Here is a 17005-nt window from a genome sequence, read left to right as displayed (position 1 = left end):
ATTTTATTTAATTAGTTACTATTTTATTTTCTGCCGCTTTTGTGTACAGCAGCAAAAATAAACCTATTATAAAAAATATCATCAATGCAAGTACTGATGTTCTTTGTGAGCCTGTAAGTTCTGTAATAAAGCCAAAGCTGAACATGCCTATTACGATGGCAATTTTTTCTGATACATCATAAAAACTGAAAAAAGAAGCTGTGTCTTTTGTTACCGGCATCAGTTTGGCATAAGTGCTTCGGCTAAGGGATTGTATGCCACCCATTACAAAGCCAACGATAACTGCCAACACATAAAAATGATAGATGCCGCCTTTGGGAATATAGTAGGCTGCAATGCAAATTCCTATCCATAAAAAAACACAAAGCATCAGTGCTTTCAGGTTTCCGATCCGGGCGGATAATTTTGAAATAAGATAAGCTCCGGGTATAGCGATCAGTTGAATGATAAGAATGGATATAATAAGATTTGCTGTTGGGATGGCCAGTTCGCCTTTGCCATAAAGTGTAGCTGAAAGCATAACTGTCTGCACTCCCATATTGAAAAAGAAAAAAGCCCCCAGGTATCTTTTTAATAGCGGAAGAGAAGCAAGCTGGTGCCATACTTTTCGTAATTCTTTATAGCCGTTGGAAAGGATGTTCTTATTGTTCATTTCTCCGGCGGGTTCTGAATTAGGTAAACGTCTCAATGAAAAACTGGCGAATGAAAACCACCAGATACCAACCAGCAGGAACGAAAGTTGTGAAGCAAATCCTTTTGTAATTCCAAACAGGTCGTTTTTCATTACAAAAACAAAACAAATGACCTGGAGAATAACACTACCGGTATAACCATACGAAAACCCTTTTGCACTTATACGGTCACGGTCAGCAGGGGCCGCAATTTCCGGCAAGAATGAATTATAAAAAACCACGCTTGACCAATAGCCGATACAGGCAATGATCATACAGATCAAACCGAAACCCAGGTTAGATGCATCAAAGAAAAACAATGCACTGCATGCTATACTTCCCATTGTCATGAAAAAACGAAGAAATGATTTTTTATTTCCCCGGTAATCGGCAATAGAGGAAAGTAATGGCGACATGATCGCTACAACGAGAAATGCAATAGCCAAAGCGTAATTATATAAAGAAGTATTTACAAACTCCCTTCCAAAGAAAACAACTGTATCATTAATTGTTTCTTCTTTGTCATCACCTGTAATGCCTTCGAAATAAGCAGGGAAAATGGTGGAAGTAATAACAAGACTGTAAACACTGTTGGCCCAATCGTACATAGCCCAGCCGTTCACAACTTTTTTAGATGCAGTCTGCATGTGCTTGGTTTAAGTGAATTGAGAACCAATATACCAAAAACATTCAAGCCTTAAATAATTCCGGTAAAAATCAGGATAAGCAAAATGATGCCGGCAATGATGCGGTAAATACCGAACAGCTTGAATCCGTAGATCTTTAAAAAATTAATAAAGAAACGGATGGCCAATAACGCCACAATAAAAGCAACAATATTACCAACGATGAATGAAGTAGTGTTCTGCGAATTTTCGGTAATGATCTTGATCCCTTTTTGCATTACGCCATTATGGTTCCAGTTTTTTACAAACAAGGAATAAGCGGTAGCAGCAAACATAGTTGGTACAGCCAGGAAGAATGAAAACTCGGCAGCAAGATTTCTTGTAAGCTTTTGCTGCATACCACCGATGATCGATGCGGCACTGCGACTTACACCGGGTATCATCGACAGCACCTGCCAGCAACCAATAATAAACGAATTCAAAAAACTCATCTGGTCGTCTGATTCGATCGGATGTTTTTTGAAAACATTATCAATAATCAACAGCACAAAACCACCTGCCAGCATTGCGATAGCAACAACGGTTGGATTAAATAACAGTTCATCTATTTTATCAGCAAACAAATAACCGAGTATCAATGCCGGTATTACACCTACAACCAGTTTTGCATAAAATTGCCAGCGGCGAAACTCAAAAAACTTGCGCCAGTATAAGACAACCACTGCGAGAATAGCTCCCAACTGAATTGATACCGTAAAGAGTTTAACGAAATTTTTATCTGCATCAGTTAATCCAAGGCCCAGCATATGCTCGGTAATGATCATATGCCCCGTAGAAGAAATGGGGAGAAACTCGGTAAGACCTTCTACAACGGCGATGATGATTGCTTCAATGATGTTCATGATGCGAATGTGCGAATTAGTGAATGTGCGGATGTGCAAATGAAAGCCCGGATTGCATTAATAGAATCCGCAAATTTGCACACCTGCCTGCCGGCAGGCAGGTCGGAAATTTGCACATTAAGATTTTGGTTTTCTGAAAATAGCAAATACTTCCACTACCAACCCGGCCAATATAAGCAAGGGGGCAATAGTTATGCGGGTTGTGCTATACACTTCTTTTGTATCAAACACAGCAGGATTTTCACTTTTGCCGCCGGCCATCAGGAACATACCGATTGCGATCAATGCAAGCCCGGCCAGCATCCAGATATAATTTTGTTTGGAAAAAATAGAAGGAGTCGTTTTTTGCTCACTCATAAATGCTCAATTAAGGGGTGCAATATAGCAATTTTAGTGAATGGGCAATGGTCAATTGTGAATGTCAAATCGAGAACTATATTCACCATTCACTATTGACAATTCACTAGTACAGATCATCCAGCTTCATCTTAATGTACTTATTTACGCTGCGGTAGGTACTTACCAATGTAATAGCGATACCCAGTAATATCAGCATAGCGAAGAGAATGACCAGCATTTTATTATCATGTACAGCTTTCATTTCAGGTACCAATCTTTCTGCTAAAAAAATGGCGACTAATACGGCACCCGTGGCCAATACGCCGCTGATCAATCCGTTCATGATGGCCTTTGTTGTCATTGGCTTGGCAATAAACATACGGGTGGCGCCAACCATCTGCATGGTTTTGATAAGGAAGCGGTTACTAAACATGGCTAAACGAATAGTATTATCAATAAGTACGATAACCACAATAGCCAGTATTGCTGCTATTATTAATAATATGAGGCTTATCTTTTTAATATTGTTGTTCAGTTTTTCAATCAGTGCCTGCTGGTATTCCACTTCTGAGATATAGGTCTGCTGCTCCAGTGTTGTTTTGATGTTTTTCAATGTATCGGGATGCAGGTACTCCTGTTTCATTTTAAAATAAATAGCATTCGGCAGCGGGTTAAAGTCAAGTACTTTACCAAAATCATCGTTGCCATCGCCGAGGTAGATCTTATGAGCCTGTTCTTTGGTTACAAATTCTATAGATTTTACGTAAGGCTGGGAAGAAATATAATTCATCAGTGCAATGCTGTCGTTGGGTTTCAGATCGCCACGCAGGTAGGCCTTTACTTCCACATTTTCTTTGAATTCGCCACCCAATTTATTGGCACTGATGATGAGCCAGCCGATCAATCCGAGTACAAATAATACAAGACTGACGCCGAGGATGGACATGAAGTAGGATGGTTTTCCGCGTTTGATAGAGCCTTTGCCCGGTTGTGCCATTTGATATTGATTTTAGGTTATAACTGTCGCAAAAATAACGGATAAAGCAGTACAATCTGTATTTTTGCCAGCATTCTAACGATTGATTCAGCCGGAAATTATTGCAGATGGCATTTGATGTGTGACAGATAATTGTTTTTAAGTCTTCTTTCACATCCCTGCCTGCCGGCAGGCAGGTCTGCTCAACGATGTTGTGATGCGGAATCTGAGAAAGGAAGTGTTTAACTGCATTAATTCTTATCATCAATTATGCTGAGCAGAATTACAGGATGTACAAGTGTGCGACGCAACGGAAGCTTAATAGCAGTAATGCAGCCGGTCTCAAAAAACTTATAACTTAATACGTACAACTTATAACCAAGAATGGAATATAGATTCAGAGATATAGAAAAGAAATGGCAACAGCATTGGAACGAAACAAAAGCATATAAGGTTTCGAATGACAGCAATAAGCCGAAGTATTATGTGCTGGATATGTTTCCGTATCCGAGTGGTGCAGGTTTGCATGTGGGGCATCCGCTGGGTTATATCGCATCGGATATTTATGCACGGTTCAAGCGACTAAAAGGTTTTAATGTATTGCACCCGATGGGTTATGACGCATTTGGTTTGCCGGCGGAACAATATGCGATCGAACATGGTATTCATCCAAAAGTTTCGACAGATAATAACATCAGGAACTTCAGAAATCAATTGGATAATATCGGTTTCAGTTTTGATTGGGACAGGCAGGTAGAAACCAGCGATCCCAAATATTATAAATGGACACAATGGATATTTCTGCAATTGTTCAATTCGTTTTTTAATCAAAAAACGAATAAGGCAGAACCTATAAGCAATTTAGTTGCTGCATTTGAAAAAGAAGGCTCTTCCTCTCACGTCTCACGTCTCACGTCTCACGTTTTCACTGCTGCTGAATGGAAAGCTTTTGATGAAGCAAGAAAGATGGCCATATTGATGGGTTATCGTCTTTCATTTTGTGGTTATGGCGAAGTGAACTGGTGTGAAGCATTGGGAACTGTACTGGCAAATGATGAAGTAGTAAATGGTGTAAGTGAACGTGGCGGACATCCTGTTGTGAAAAAGAAATTACGCCAATGGTATTTGCGCATCACTGAATATGCTGATCGTTTGCTGGAAGGATTGAATACAGTTGATTTCAGTGATAGCATGAAGGAAATGCAATCGAACTGGATCGGTAAATCCTCAGGAGCAGAGATTGACTTCGATGTGAAAAGTGAAAAGGCAAACGTGAAAACCTTAAGAGTTTACACTACTCGTCCTGATACGATCTTCGGCGTTGACTTTATGGTGATAGCTCCTGAACTGGAAATGGTGAATGAAATAAAATCGGCTGAACAAACTTCGGCTGTAGATGAATACCTCGCTTATGTAAAAAGCCGTAGTGAAAGAGAACGAATGGCAGAGAAAAAGATCACCGGTGTGTTTACTGGCTCTTATGCTAAGAATCCTTTCAACGGAAGAGAAATTCCGATCTGGATCAGTGAATATGTATTAGCGGGTTATGGTACTGGTGCTATCATGGGTGTGCCTTGTGGTGATGAAAGAGATCACAAGTTTGCGCAACATTTTAATATTCCCATCACCAACATTATCGGATCATATTATAATGGTGAAGAAGCTAATCCAACGAAAGATGCAATATTAGAGAACAGTGATTTCATCAATGGTATGGTGATGCGTGATGCGATTGAAGTGGTGATAAAGAAGATCGAAGAGATGGGCATTGGCATAAGAAAAGTAAATTATAAAATGCGTGATGCAGCATTTAGCCGCCAGCGTTATTGGGGCGAGCCATTCCCGATTATTTGGAAAGGTGAAACTGCTTATGCACTCGATGAGTCTGAGTTGCCGGTTGAGTTACCGCATATGGATGAACTGAAACCCGGACCGGATGCTGAAGGGCCGTTATCTAACTTAACGGAATGGAAAAAATATAAAGGCGGAATACGTGAAGTAAATACGATGCCGGGTTATGCTGGTTCATCATGGTATTTTTTACGCTACATGGATCCGGAGAATGATTCAGCATTTTGCAGCCGCAAAGCAAGTGATTACTGGGGACAAGTTGATCTGTACATTGGCGGAACAGAACATGCAGTTGGGCATTTATTGTACAGTCGCATGTGGACGAAATTCTTATTTGATATTGGATTGATCGGGCATGATGAACCGTATAAAAGATTGGTGAATCAGGGGATGATACAGGGAGTTAGTAGAATTATTGATAGAGTTCAATTAATTCACAAAAGCGAGAGAGAGACAGAAGGTGAGATTGTTTCCACTCGGTTTGTTTCAAAAAATAAACTAAACTTCTTTGATGAACTTAAGGGCTTAAATAGCGAAAAAATTATCCAGTTATGGATTTCAAAACTTTTTAGCGATGTAACAATACCAGAAAACAAGCCTATCACACATATTACTTACAGCTCGGATATTCATGTCCCTGTTGATTTTTTTGAGGGTGATGAATTGGATGTGGAACGATTTAGAGAATATAGAAAACAGTATGAAGATGCTGAGTTTGTTTTTGAAGATGACGGAAGATTTATTTGTGCTGGAGTAGTAGAGAAAATGAGTAAACGCTATTTTAATGTAGTTAATCCTGACGATGTTGTCGCTAAATACGGCGCTGATACTTTCCGCATGTATGAAATGTTCCTCGGGCCGGTAGAGATGAGCAAACCATGGGATACAAAAGGGATTGAAGGTGTTCATCGTTTCCTGAAAAAACTCTGGCGTTTATTTTTTGATGAACTGAAAGGAAAAATATGGGACGAAGAAAAAGCAACAGACGCAGAATTAAAAGTGCTGCATAAAACAATTAAGAAGATCGAAGAAGATACCGAACGGTTTAGTTTTAATACTGGCGTCAGCACATTTATGATATGTGTGAATGATCTTACTGATCTGAAATGTCATAAGAAAGAAGTACTTGAGCAGTTGCTTATTTTACTTACGCCTTATGCGCCGCATATCAGTGAAGAATTGTGGAGTGCATTGGGGAATAGCGGAACTATTCTCGATGCTTCATTTCCTAAATGGAACGATAAATATTTAAAAGAAACTTCAAAAGCATACCCGGTTGCCATCAACGGTAAGACAAGAAGCGAACTCACCATTGCACTCGATGCTACCCAGCAGCAGGTTGAAGAAATTGTTTTGAAAGATGCAACTGTATTGAAATGGCTTGAAGGCAAACAACCCAAGAAGATCATTTATGTTAAAAATAAAATGATCAACGTAGTTGTATAAAACAGGTTTAATTTAAAATTACCCTATGAAATATGGGCTTTCAATCATGATCTTTCTGTCAGCAGTGCTGATGTTTTCCTGCAACAACAAAAAGAAAGAAGTAGGGTCAAAATATAAAAACAATATTTTACTCGAATCAAAAGGGTTTAAAATTAAAGAAGCTTTCCTTGCTTTTAATGATAGTAGTAGGGTTGGAGATGATAACAAAGTGACTATTGGGCAACACGTAAATTTGATAATCCTTATTGACAGTGGTTGGAATGCAGAAGATGGAAAGATATATCCCGGTGTTGGCCAAAAAGTGGAGACAAATGATAGCACTCATATTTTCGAAAAGACTGATCTTATGGAATCACATCCCGGTGGCATTTCTGCTGAAGACGGATATAGGGTGACCGTACAAGCCGTAATAAATACAGCCGATAAAGAGTATGATTATTTTCTTGTTTCGTTCCGTGTGTGGGACAAAAAAAGTGAAAGTGAAATAACAGGATCGTATAAACTTCATGTCAAACTTTGACAGGGCAATTGAAGAAATATAATGATCAATTGCTTTTGACGAGTCGTATCATTGCACTGCTTCCTTCTGTACTGGCAAGCCTTGCATCATAGCGTTCATCTTTTACAATAGCTACCATATAAGAAGTATTGGGTGGAATGGAACCAAGATTTTCGGCTACCATTACCAGTTCATTGCTTTCATTTAAATCTTGTACAGAAAGTTTGATTGTATAAGCAACCGCTGTAAGACGAATATGCTCAAATACAAGTTTGTTATTTAAGAAAAGTGAAATGGAGTCGCCATCTACCTCGGCATTATCATAAAAGCGTAATTCTATTGAATCGCCTGAAACAGGTATCTCTTTTATAAATACTTTAGTTCTTTCGGTAAATTTCTTTTCAATTGGTTTTGCGATTACCGGCGGCACCGGTCTAGCTTCTTCTTTCGTTATAGTTTCAATTGGTTCCTGTTTTTTGACTTGTTTTTGTACAACCGGTTCTTCTTTTTTTATTACAGGTGCAATTGTTCTTTCTTCCCTGATCACTGGATCTTCAATGATTTTAGTCCCTGCTATTGCTTCAACGCTGTCAATTAAGTAAGGATCGTTTGTGCCGAAAGTATAATTTTCAATTATAAAATTCCATTCATCGTTAAATGTTGAGGTCTCCGTTTTATCAAGATGCAGATCGCCTTTAGTTACCGATTGATTTTCTTTTTCGGCCGCTTTTCCATCCAGCATCATTCTTCCGCCGCCAGGGCAGTTAAAATCTGCAGATGAAAGTAGCGGGATCTTTCCCAATGAGCCCAAACTAAACTTGCCGGTCCTTTCTTCGATCAACTGATCATCCCACCAAATAACTTCGTTGGTATTTTTATCAAAATAGCCTTTGATACTGTATCGTCTGAAACTACCGGATGACTCATAGTAATAAGAAGTGCCTGTAAGACTATCTCCTTTTTGTACAATCTTCACTTCTGCTTTTTGTTTTCCAATTTTTCCGTTCCATGTACCTGTTATCATTTGACCATATGCCGAACCCGAAAACAGGAACTGGATGATAATTAAATAAGGCAGACATTTTTGGAAATTCATACCAATAAAACGATGGCTAAGCGGTAATATTTCATGAGGAGATCACATTAACAAATTGACTTTTTTAAGTCCATTTAATATGTATTTTAATTAAGCTGAAATGCAGGCTGGGCATATGTTTCAGGATATGCGGGTGGGTATGAAAAATAGCTCAGTAAAAACACCGGATAAAAAAGATCATGTCTGTTAAATAAAAATTTTAACGGAAAGTGCTGCCGATTGAAAAAATCTCTATCTTTCCATTAAACTCCGGCTAACCAACCGGTTTTTTACCTGACTAATTTTAAACTGCTTATGAAGAAAATGGATATTCCTTCCTTCTCTTCTTTCTCCGTTTATTATTATGGGTATAATTCAATCCTTAGGAAACTAACGTCAAAATCCTGTTTAGAACTAAACTGCTATTTCACATCAATTAATCTAACATCGTAATTCATGAGAAAAATTTTACTGCTTACAGCTTTACTGGTTAGCGCATTCTTTTCCCAGGCGCAAGGTATAGATGAAAAAGACAGAAGCGCCGCTTTACAATTAGTGAATGCTAATAAAGAGAAACTAGGTCTTTCGTCAGATGATATCAGTAATCTGATCGTTCAATCAAGCTATATCATACAAGGTACAAATATCCGTATGGCATATATGCAACAAGCCTACAAGGGTAAACCAGTATTTAATAAAATGCTGGTTCTTGCATTTAAAAACGGAAGTATAGTATCGCAGGCAGGTGGGCTGCTTGGATCAATGCAGGACAGAACATCTAATCATTCCGGCGATCCTGTGGTAAAAGTAAATGACGCATTAGCGACTGCTTTGGCAGATCGAAAAGTAAAAGTGGTTAGTAGTATAAATGATCCCGTACAATCAAGAACCAGTTCTCGTCTTGTATATGGTAAATTGGGCGTGGCCAGCGAAGATATTACAGCAGAACTGGTGTGGATGCCAACTAATAATGAGAAGCAGTATAAACTTGCATGGCAGTTTTTTATAGCTCCAAACAAAAGCCAGGATATGTGGCTGGTAAGAGTAGATGCAAATACTAACTCAGTTCTTGGTGTTGAAAATCTTACTGTGTATTGTAATTGGGATAACAAAGCCCATTCAGTAGATGAGCATTATAAAGATCATGCAACAACATCTGCTATAAATGAGTTGACAAATTCTATTGCAAAGACTTTTGTTACTAAACATGATGGATCTAAAAAGAATTATGACTGGCAATACCGTCCGTTTGTTGTTAACTCGGCTATTTACCGTGTTGTAAAATATCCGGCTGAAAGTCCACAACATCCTGGTGGTACTCCACAAACACATACTAACCCATGGACATGGGCTCCGGGTAATGCTACCACACTTGGCTGGCATAATGATGGAATAGCAGATCAGAATGATACAAGGGGTAATAACGTAATAGCTGTGGAAGATGCGGATGCAAACAATACAGGCGGTTTATTGGCTATCTCCACAACAGCATTACCAGATCTTAGTTTCAATTTCACACCGGATTTTACAGTTGCTCCTACTCAAACTACACCGGTTCCAAACCAACAATTTAATATTACAAACTTATTTTACTGGAACAATCTTATGCATGACCTTACTTATTTGTATGGTTTTGATGAAGTGTCAGGAAACTTTCAGCAAACAAATTTGGGTCGCGGTGGATTGGGTAATGACCGTGTAAATGCTGATGCGCAAGACGGAAGTGGAACTTGTAATGCAAACTTTGGTACTCCCGTAGATGGCGCAAGCGGTAGAATGCAAATGTTTTTATGTAATAACGTTGCACCTGCACGTGATGGTGATGCAGATAATATTGTAATTGCACACGAATACTCACATGGTATCAGCAACCGTTTAACAGGTGGTCCTGGTAACTCAAGTTGTTTAGGTAATTCTGAGCAAATGGGTGAGGGCTGGAGTGACTTTTTTGGATTAATGTATACAGCGAATTGGGCTACTGCTACAGTTTCTGATGGTTTTAATAACCCAAGAGGCGTAGGTACCTGGTTATTTGGAGACCCTCCTAACGGTCCCGGTATCCGCCCTACAAGATATTCTACAAATTTTGCAGTAAACCCGACTACTTATGCTAACCTTCCCGGTCAGGCAATTCCTCACGGTGTTGGTTATGTATGGTGTACTATGCTTTGGGAAATGACATGGGAAATTATTCAGACAGCGGGTATCAACCCTAACTTGTTCCAGGTGACACCATCTATAACAGGTGGTAATAATATAGCATTGAAGCTGGTGGTGGAAGGTTTGCGTCTACAACCTTGTAGCCCCGGTTTTGTTGATGGCCGCAATGCAATCCTTCGTGCAGATACTTTATTCTTTGGAGCTCAATATAGCTGTGCAATTATCAGGGCATTTACAAGAAGAGGTTTGGGTCTAGGTGCATCACAAGGTTCATCTGGCAGCATCGCAGACGGTATTCCCAGTTTCCTCGGTGGTCCAACTCATACGATGACTGCTAATGTAACAGCACAGCAACAATTAAATGATATCGTTTATACACAAAATATCACTGCTAATTGCGACGCGGTCGTTAACCATACATTAACCGATACACTTCCATTGCATGTTACATTCGTAAGTGCAACAGCAGGTGGTACCTATAATGCAGGTAACAGGGTAGTATCTTGGCCGGTAAACGTTGCTGTAAATGCTACCAATCAGTACCAGTTTACAGTTAATATTAATAATGGGTCTTATTTCCCGGCTGTTGATCATATTAACGATCCCGTATTAACATCGCCGATCCCTGCTACATGGACTGCTGCAACAAACAATGGTGCATCTGTATGGACCGTTTCTAGTGCACAAAGCAGCAGTGCTCCGAATTCATATTTTGTAAATGATGTAGCAGCAGTAGCTGATGTAACTTTAGCTACTACTAACCAGTTTCTGCTACCAGCCGGTGCTTCAGCTTCTCATGAGTTAAGATTTACACATCTTTACCAATCCGAATCCGGATTTGACGGAGGTGTAATAGAAATAAGCACAAATGGCGGAGGTTCGTGGACTGATCTTGGACCTTATATTATTCAAAACGGATACAACGGAGTAATCTCAACAGCTTTTGCTAGCCCTATAGCTGGACGTCCTGCATTTACAGGTGCCGCAGCAGGGTTCTTAACCACAGTTGTAAACCTTAATGCATTCGGCGGCCAAACAGTTATGATTCGTTTCCGGTTTGCTTCTGATAATTCTGTGGGCGCAACAGGTTGGTTTGTTGATGACATTAAGCTAAGCAGCAAACCTGTGGTAATAATGAAGTCGAATTTGTTTAATGCTTCAAACGTATTACAGTCCAATGTAACCAATACAGTTGATATTATTCCTGCATGCACACCTCCAGTTGTTACAACTCAGCCACAGAGCAGTATTCTCTGTAATGGTGCTAATGCAGTGTTTAGCGTGGTTGTTAATGGATTTGGGTTGACTTATCAGTGGGAATTGAGCACTGATAATGGAGTAAGTTGGAACCCGATTGTCGGAGCAACTACAGCTAACTATGTTATTACCGGAGCAACAAGTGTTTTAAATGGCCGCAGATACCGTGTCCAGATAAATAGTGCATGTGGTACTGCAACTTCAAACGCAGCTTCCATATATGTAAGTCCTGCATTAACTCATACAGGTGTGGTAGCAACCCCAAGTACAGTTTGCGCACCGGCGCCTTCAACCATTACAGGTACAGCGAATGGTGGTACGGTAACAAACACTGTTCTTGCCTCTACGGGTACAGTGAATATTGCTATTCCGGATGCAATTCCAGCCGGCGTAAATATTCCTCTTACTTCTCCTGCTATCAGTTTTGGTGCAGCCTCAAATCTTAAAGTACAGGTAACAACTAACTCGGGTCATAGCTGGGTAGGTGATCTGATTTTGAAATTAACCAGCCCATGTGGTACTACATTTTTATTCGATCGTCCTGGCGTACCACAAGGTGCTTTCGGCAATGATGCCGACTTTATTGGTACATATACATTTGATATTGCCGGAGCAACCATCATTCCTGAAACGGGTGGTGGTGTAATAGCTCCCGGAACTTATCAACCCTCTAATAGTGCCAATCCTGGTATAGCCCACCAATGGAGTGGTATTACATTCCCATGTAGTGGTGCAGGAACATGGACATTAAATGTATCTGATAATGCTGGCGGTGATGTAGGTACATTGGAAAGCTGGTCTTTGATCATAGGTGGCGGATATACACATACTTTAACTGGTCCTGGCACCATTGTTCAGAATGCATCAAGTGGTGCAAATAATCAAACCGGTAGTTTCACCGTTACTAACGCACCGGTTGGTGTAAATAACTATGTCTTTACTTCAAGTGATGCATTGGGTTGTACAGTAAGTACAAACGTATCGCTGACAACTTCTGCTGCTCCTGCAATAACAGTACAACCTGTTGCAAGGGTGATCTGTCAAGGCGCATCAACAACATTTGATATTACTGCAACGGGTCTTAACCTGACGTATCAATGGCAGCTAAGTACAGATGTTGGAGCTACATGGAATAATATTCCGGGCGCAACCACAAATAGTACGGCTGTTCCCGGTGCGGCATTATCACAGAGTGGTCACCAGTACAGAGTTATTATAACAACTGCCTGTGGAACCACAACAAGCAATGCAGTTACATTAACAGTTACCCCAAACCCAGTACATCAAAACCTGAGTGCAACACCTAATCCTGTTTGTGCTCCTGGCCCGGTTGCATTGACAGGAACAGCTGTTGGTGGTACATTGGCAGGCGGTGCAGATATTGTGTTAGCTAGCTCGGGTAATATTAATCTTGCGATACCTGATGGAGGAGCACCTCTAACCAATAATATAACAATGGCCGCATTCAACTTTGCTTCAGCGGCACAATTAAAAGTAAGAGTGAACATCGCACATACATGGGTAGGAGATTTGAGTGTAAGATTAACTTCTCCATGCGGAACCACAATAATATTTGACAGACCAGGGGTACCTGCTACAACACTGGGTAACTCTGCTGATCTAAGCGGTGTTTATATTTTTGATTTGAATGCTGCTACGATCATACCTGAGACATTAGGTGCAACGCCAATCCCTGCCGGATCATATAGACCATCAGACGTGCCGGGTAATCCGCACACATGGTCAGGTGTGACATTCCCTTGTTCTGCAGCTGGCACGTGGACAATAAGTGTTCAGGATAATGCTGCTATCGATGCAGGTACTTTGATTGAGTGGGCAATCCTTGGTCCTTCAGCTGTGGGTCAGTACACACACACAATGGCAGGTCCGGGTACGCTTGTTCAAAACCCATCAACAGGTGGTCCTTCTAATCCAACGGCTAACTTTACAGCAAGTAACTTAACTGCAGGAGCATTAGTATATAATCTTACTACTACCGATAGCAGAGGTTGTTCTGTTACTTCTCCGATAAACGTTACCGTTAATCCAAGGCCTAACCCAATAATTGTCGGAACAAACATGACGCAGCAAACTGCTGTATTTAATTCAACAGGAGGTGCTATAACTATTAATGCTGTTGGACCCGCAACGCCTTATCCGACTACCATCACAACAAGTGGTTTACCAGGTTCAGCAACTGTTGCTTCGGTAACATTGAACGGAGTTTCACATACATTCCCTTCAGATATAGATGTTGTATTACAATCGCCAAACGGTACAAATGTGATACTGATGTCGGATGTGGGAAGTGGTACTGATATTGTAAACGTTAATTATACATTCCAGGACGGAGCCCCTGCAATGAATACTACAGTTAATCTTACTGGAACATATAGCCCTACAAATGTGGGCACACCTGATCCCTTCATTGCACCAGGTCCGGGAAGTCTTACACAGGCTACACCAACACTGGCTACGTTCACACCTGGGTTAGTGCCTAATGGTGATTGGAAATTATTTATTGTGGATGATGCTGGAGGTGACCAGGGTAGTATAACCAGCTGGAGCATAACATTTAATTATCCTGCAATTAATCTTTGTACAGGAAGCTCAACACAGTTAGCGGTGCTTGATACAACTGCTACCAGAACTTCAACTACGCCAATTACTATCCCATCATCGGGAAATGGTTCACCCTATCCTGGTACTTTAGCAATAAGCGGGTTACCTAATTATGCAAGAGTACGTTCTGTAACATTGAGTGGACTGACACATACATTCTCCTCTGATATAGATATCTTATTGCAATCGCCTAATGGTACGAATGTAATTTTGATGTCAGATGTTGGTGGCGGTAATGCTATCAATAACGTTACATATACATTAACTGATGGAGCTCCTGCATTGGGCGCAGCGGTAAATCCATCTGGTACCTATAGTCCAACCAATATTACAGTACCAGACGACTTTCCTGCACCGGGTCCAGGTAACTTCACACAGGCCGCACCTACTATTAGCATGTTTAATACGCTAACACTTACTCCAAACGGCACATGGAATCTGTATGTAGTTGATGATGTTGGTGGCGATCAAGGCACATTAAATGGTTGGAGTATTACATTTGATGTACCGGGTGCAACAACTATCACATATACATGGTCACCAGCTACAGGCTTAAGCTCGACAACTGGTAATCCTGTAACAGCATCACCAACTGTAAATACTGTATACAGTGTAAATGCTGTAAGCAATTTTGGATGTACGAGTGCGGCTCCGGCAACTATAGCTGTAAATATTCTTGCTTTGCCTGCTATAACAGTACAGCCAACACCTGCTACGCAAACCATCTGTGCTGGTAATAATGTTACTTATACTGTAACTGCAACCGGTGCTGGTTTAACATACCAATGGAAAAAAGATGGTGTGAACCTGGTGAATGGTCCTGGTATTTCAGGAGCAACAACAAATACACTTACCCTCACATCAGTTACGGCTGCAAGCGCAGGAACGTATACAGTGGTGGTTACTGGTTCTTGTCCACCGGCACTTACATCAACTAATGCTGTACTGTTAATAGGTACATTGCCAACCATTACAACACAACCTCCTGCTACTGCAACTGTTTGCGAAAGACAATCTAGAACATTGAGTGTTGTAGCCACTGCACTTCCTCCAATACAGATTTACCAATGGCAGGTGAGTACAGATGGTGGTGTTAACTGGACTAACCTTACCAACTCAGCAGCTGGAGCAAGTCCATTCTATACCAATGTATTTTCTGCGACATTGACAATTGCGAATGCGCCATTGTCTATCAATAACTACAGGTATCGTGTTATAATTACTACCAATTGCGGATTCACCATAACCTCTAGTGCAACCACACTTACAGTTAGCGCAACACCAGTTGCGACAGCAGTGCCGGTTACAGCAAGAGTTTGCGTAAGTGATACATTATTGTTGTTAAGTGGGTCACCAGCAGGTGGTGTATGGAGTGGTCCGGGCGTCGTGCCGGGTACTAATCAGTTCATACCTTACAATACAGCTGTAGGTACATGGCCGGTTATGTATAAAGTAACCAATACACCTTCAGGTTGTTCAGATTCTGCTGTTATCAGTATCAAGGTAGAATCATGTCCTGAACGTGTCAGGGTGCTTACCAATGGTGGTGTAATACTTTATCCGAATCCAAACAACGGACAGTTTAATATCAGGGTGAACAGCACATTGTATAATTATCTTGGTATGAAAGTATTTACTGCTGCGGGTGCATTGGTGAAACACCAGAAATGGAGCAACCTGCCTTATGGCAGAGTATTACCGATCGACTTGCGTCACCTTGCTTCAGCGGTTTATCTGGTTTACATCTACTATGAGGATGGTGTAAGAACATCTGAAATGACCTTCAAAGTAATTGTAGCGTCACATTAATAGATTAAATAATCAACTCATACAAGGCATCCCTTTAAAACGGGATGCCTTTTTTAATTTTATCTTTATAAATAATCAATGCAGATAAGTATCGCAGACATATTAACCAGTAAACAAAACGAGTTTCATCCTGTTGTTCCATTTATGCCTGATAAGTATAAAATAATCAGCCTGGATCTGTCTTTATCAAATGAAGAACTAACCGAAGAGATTTACGTTAATACAGACCGGTTTGGTAAATGGATAAATGAGAAGCTACTTAACTCTTCAGCTTTGTATGCAGTTGGTGGCTATAATGAGAACAGGAAAATTTATAGTCGTAGTAAAGTGTTTGATGCTGATGAGCCCAGGCGATTGCATTTAGGAACTGATATATGGGGTAAATGTAATACACCGGTGATTGCGCCATTGGATGGCGTAGTTCACAGCTTTGCATTCAATAATAATTTTGGTGATTATGGTGTTACGATTATATTGTCTCATTATCTCGGTGGAACAAACTTCTATACTTTATATGGTCATTTAAGCCTGAACTCAATAAAAAACCTGGAGGAAGGTGTTTTAATAAAAAAGGGTGATGTGTTTGCAGAGTTCGGTATGCAGTTTGAAAACGGGAACTGGCCATCGCATTTGCATTTCCAGATTATATCAGATTTAGAAGAAATGAAAGGCGACTATCCTGGAGTTTGTAAATTATCAGAGCAAAAAAAATATTTGGCAAACTGTACTGACCCTGATTTGATCTTGCAAATGAATAAATATTTGTAAACAG

Annotated in this window: 9 protein-coding genes; 4 read left to right on the top strand and 5 right to left on the bottom strand. The window is 40.4% G+C overall.

Annotated elements, in window-relative coordinates:
* Positions 1-7: 7 nt before the first annotated feature.
* The 4 genes from E6H07_02680 to E6H07_02665 all read right to left on the bottom strand — a co-directional run bounded on the left by E6H07_02680 (position 8) and on the right by E6H07_02665 (position 3535).
* A complete protein-coding gene (locus E6H07_02680; GenBank protein ID TMI64839.1) occupies positions 8-1318 on the bottom strand; it encodes an MFS transporter in 1311 nt (436 codons plus the stop codon).
* Positions 1319-1368: 50 nt separating this feature from the next.
* Positions 1369-2199, bottom strand: coding sequence for an undecaprenyl-diphosphate phosphatase (locus E6H07_02675; GenBank protein TMI64838.1), 831 nt, complete (start codon positions 2197-2199; stop codon positions 1369-1371).
* 117 nt (positions 2200-2316) lie between these two features.
* A complete protein-coding gene (locus E6H07_02670) occupies positions 2317-2556 on the bottom strand; it encodes a DUF3098 domain-containing protein (GenBank protein ID TMI64837.1) in 240 nt (79 codons plus the stop codon).
* Positions 2557-2662: 106 nt separating this feature from the next.
* Positions 2663-3535: an FtsX-like permease family protein gene (locus E6H07_02665; GenBank protein TMI64836.1), complete on the bottom strand. Its 873-nt coding sequence runs from the start codon at positions 3533-3535 to the stop codon at positions 2663-2665.
* A gap of 363 nt (positions 3536-3898) precedes the next feature.
* On the opposite strand from E6H07_02665, the gene E6H07_02660 reads away from it, so the two are divergent.
* A complete protein-coding gene (locus tag E6H07_02660; protein TMI64835.1) occupies positions 3899-6811 on the top strand; it encodes a leucine--tRNA ligase in 2913 nt (970 codons plus the stop codon).
* 25 nt (positions 6812-6836) lie between these two features.
* A complete protein-coding gene (locus E6H07_02655; protein TMI64834.1) occupies positions 6837-7331 on the top strand; it encodes a hypothetical protein in 495 nt (164 codons plus the stop codon).
* A 25-nt stretch (positions 7332-7356) separates the two neighbouring features.
* On the opposite strand, the gene E6H07_02650 is transcribed toward E6H07_02655, so the two are convergent.
* The gene (locus E6H07_02650; GenBank protein TMI64833.1) at positions 7357-8406 is read right to left on the bottom strand and encodes a hypothetical protein; all 1050 of its coding nucleotides are present in this window, start codon (positions 8404-8406) and stop codon (positions 7357-7359) included.
* A 435-nt stretch (positions 8407-8841) separates the two neighbouring features.
* Here E6H07_02650 and E6H07_02645 point away from each other — a divergent pair, with 435 nt between their 5' ends.
* Both E6H07_02645 and E6H07_02640 read left to right on the top strand, forming a co-directional pair.
* On the top strand, positions 8842-16233 hold the full coding sequence (locus E6H07_02645) for a hypothetical protein (GenBank protein ID TMI64832.1): 7392 nt from the start codon (positions 8842-8844) through the stop codon (positions 16231-16233).
* Positions 16234-16311: 78 nt separating this feature from the next.
* On the top strand, positions 16312-17001 hold the full coding sequence (locus tag E6H07_02640) for a peptidase M23 (GenBank protein ID TMI64831.1): 690 nt from the start codon (positions 16312-16314) through the stop codon (positions 16999-17001).
* Positions 17002-17005 lie beyond the last annotated feature (4 nt).

Source organism: Bacteroidota bacterium, assembly GCA_005882315.1.
GTDB lineage: Bacteria > Bacteroidota > Bacteroidia > Chitinophagales > Chitinophagaceae > VBAR01.
The sequence above is the reverse complement of the archived record's forward strand: the minus strand, read 5'-3'. Positions and strand labels throughout refer to the sequence as shown.

What these genes read in the sequence shown, in the direction of transcription:
- E6H07_02675 (TMI64838.1), bottom strand. Translation starts at nt 2,199, where the DNA reads ATGAACATCATTGAAGCAATCATCATCGCCGTTGTAGAAGGTCTTACC.
- E6H07_02650 (TMI64833.1), bottom strand. Translation starts at nt 8,406, where the DNA reads ATGAATTTCCAAAAATGTCTGCCTTATTTAATTATCATCCAGTTCCTG.
- E6H07_02640 (TMI64831.1), top strand. Translation starts at nt 16,312, where the DNA reads ATGCAGATAAGTATCGCAGACATATTAACCAGTAAACAAAACGAGTTT.
- E6H07_02645 (TMI64832.1), top strand. Translation starts at nt 8,842, where the DNA reads ATGAGAAAAATTTTACTGCTTACAGCTTTACTGGTTAGCGCATTCTTT.
- E6H07_02665 (TMI64836.1), bottom strand. Translation starts at nt 3,535, where the DNA reads ATGGCACAACCGGGCAAAGGCTCTATCAAACGCGGAAAACCATCCTAC.
- E6H07_02660 (TMI64835.1), top strand. Translation starts at nt 3,899, where the DNA reads ATGGAATATAGATTCAGAGATATAGAAAAGAAATGGCAACAGCATTGG.
- E6H07_02670 (TMI64837.1), bottom strand. Translation starts at nt 2,556, where the DNA reads ATGAGTGAGCAAAAAACGACTCCTTCTATTTTTTCCAAACAAAATTAT.
- E6H07_02680 (TMI64839.1), bottom strand. Translation starts at nt 1,318, where the DNA reads ATGCAGACTGCATCTAAAAAAGTTGTGAACGGCTGGGCTATGTACGAT.
- E6H07_02655 (TMI64834.1), top strand. Translation starts at nt 6,837, where the DNA reads ATGAAATATGGGCTTTCAATCATGATCTTTCTGTCAGCAGTGCTGATG.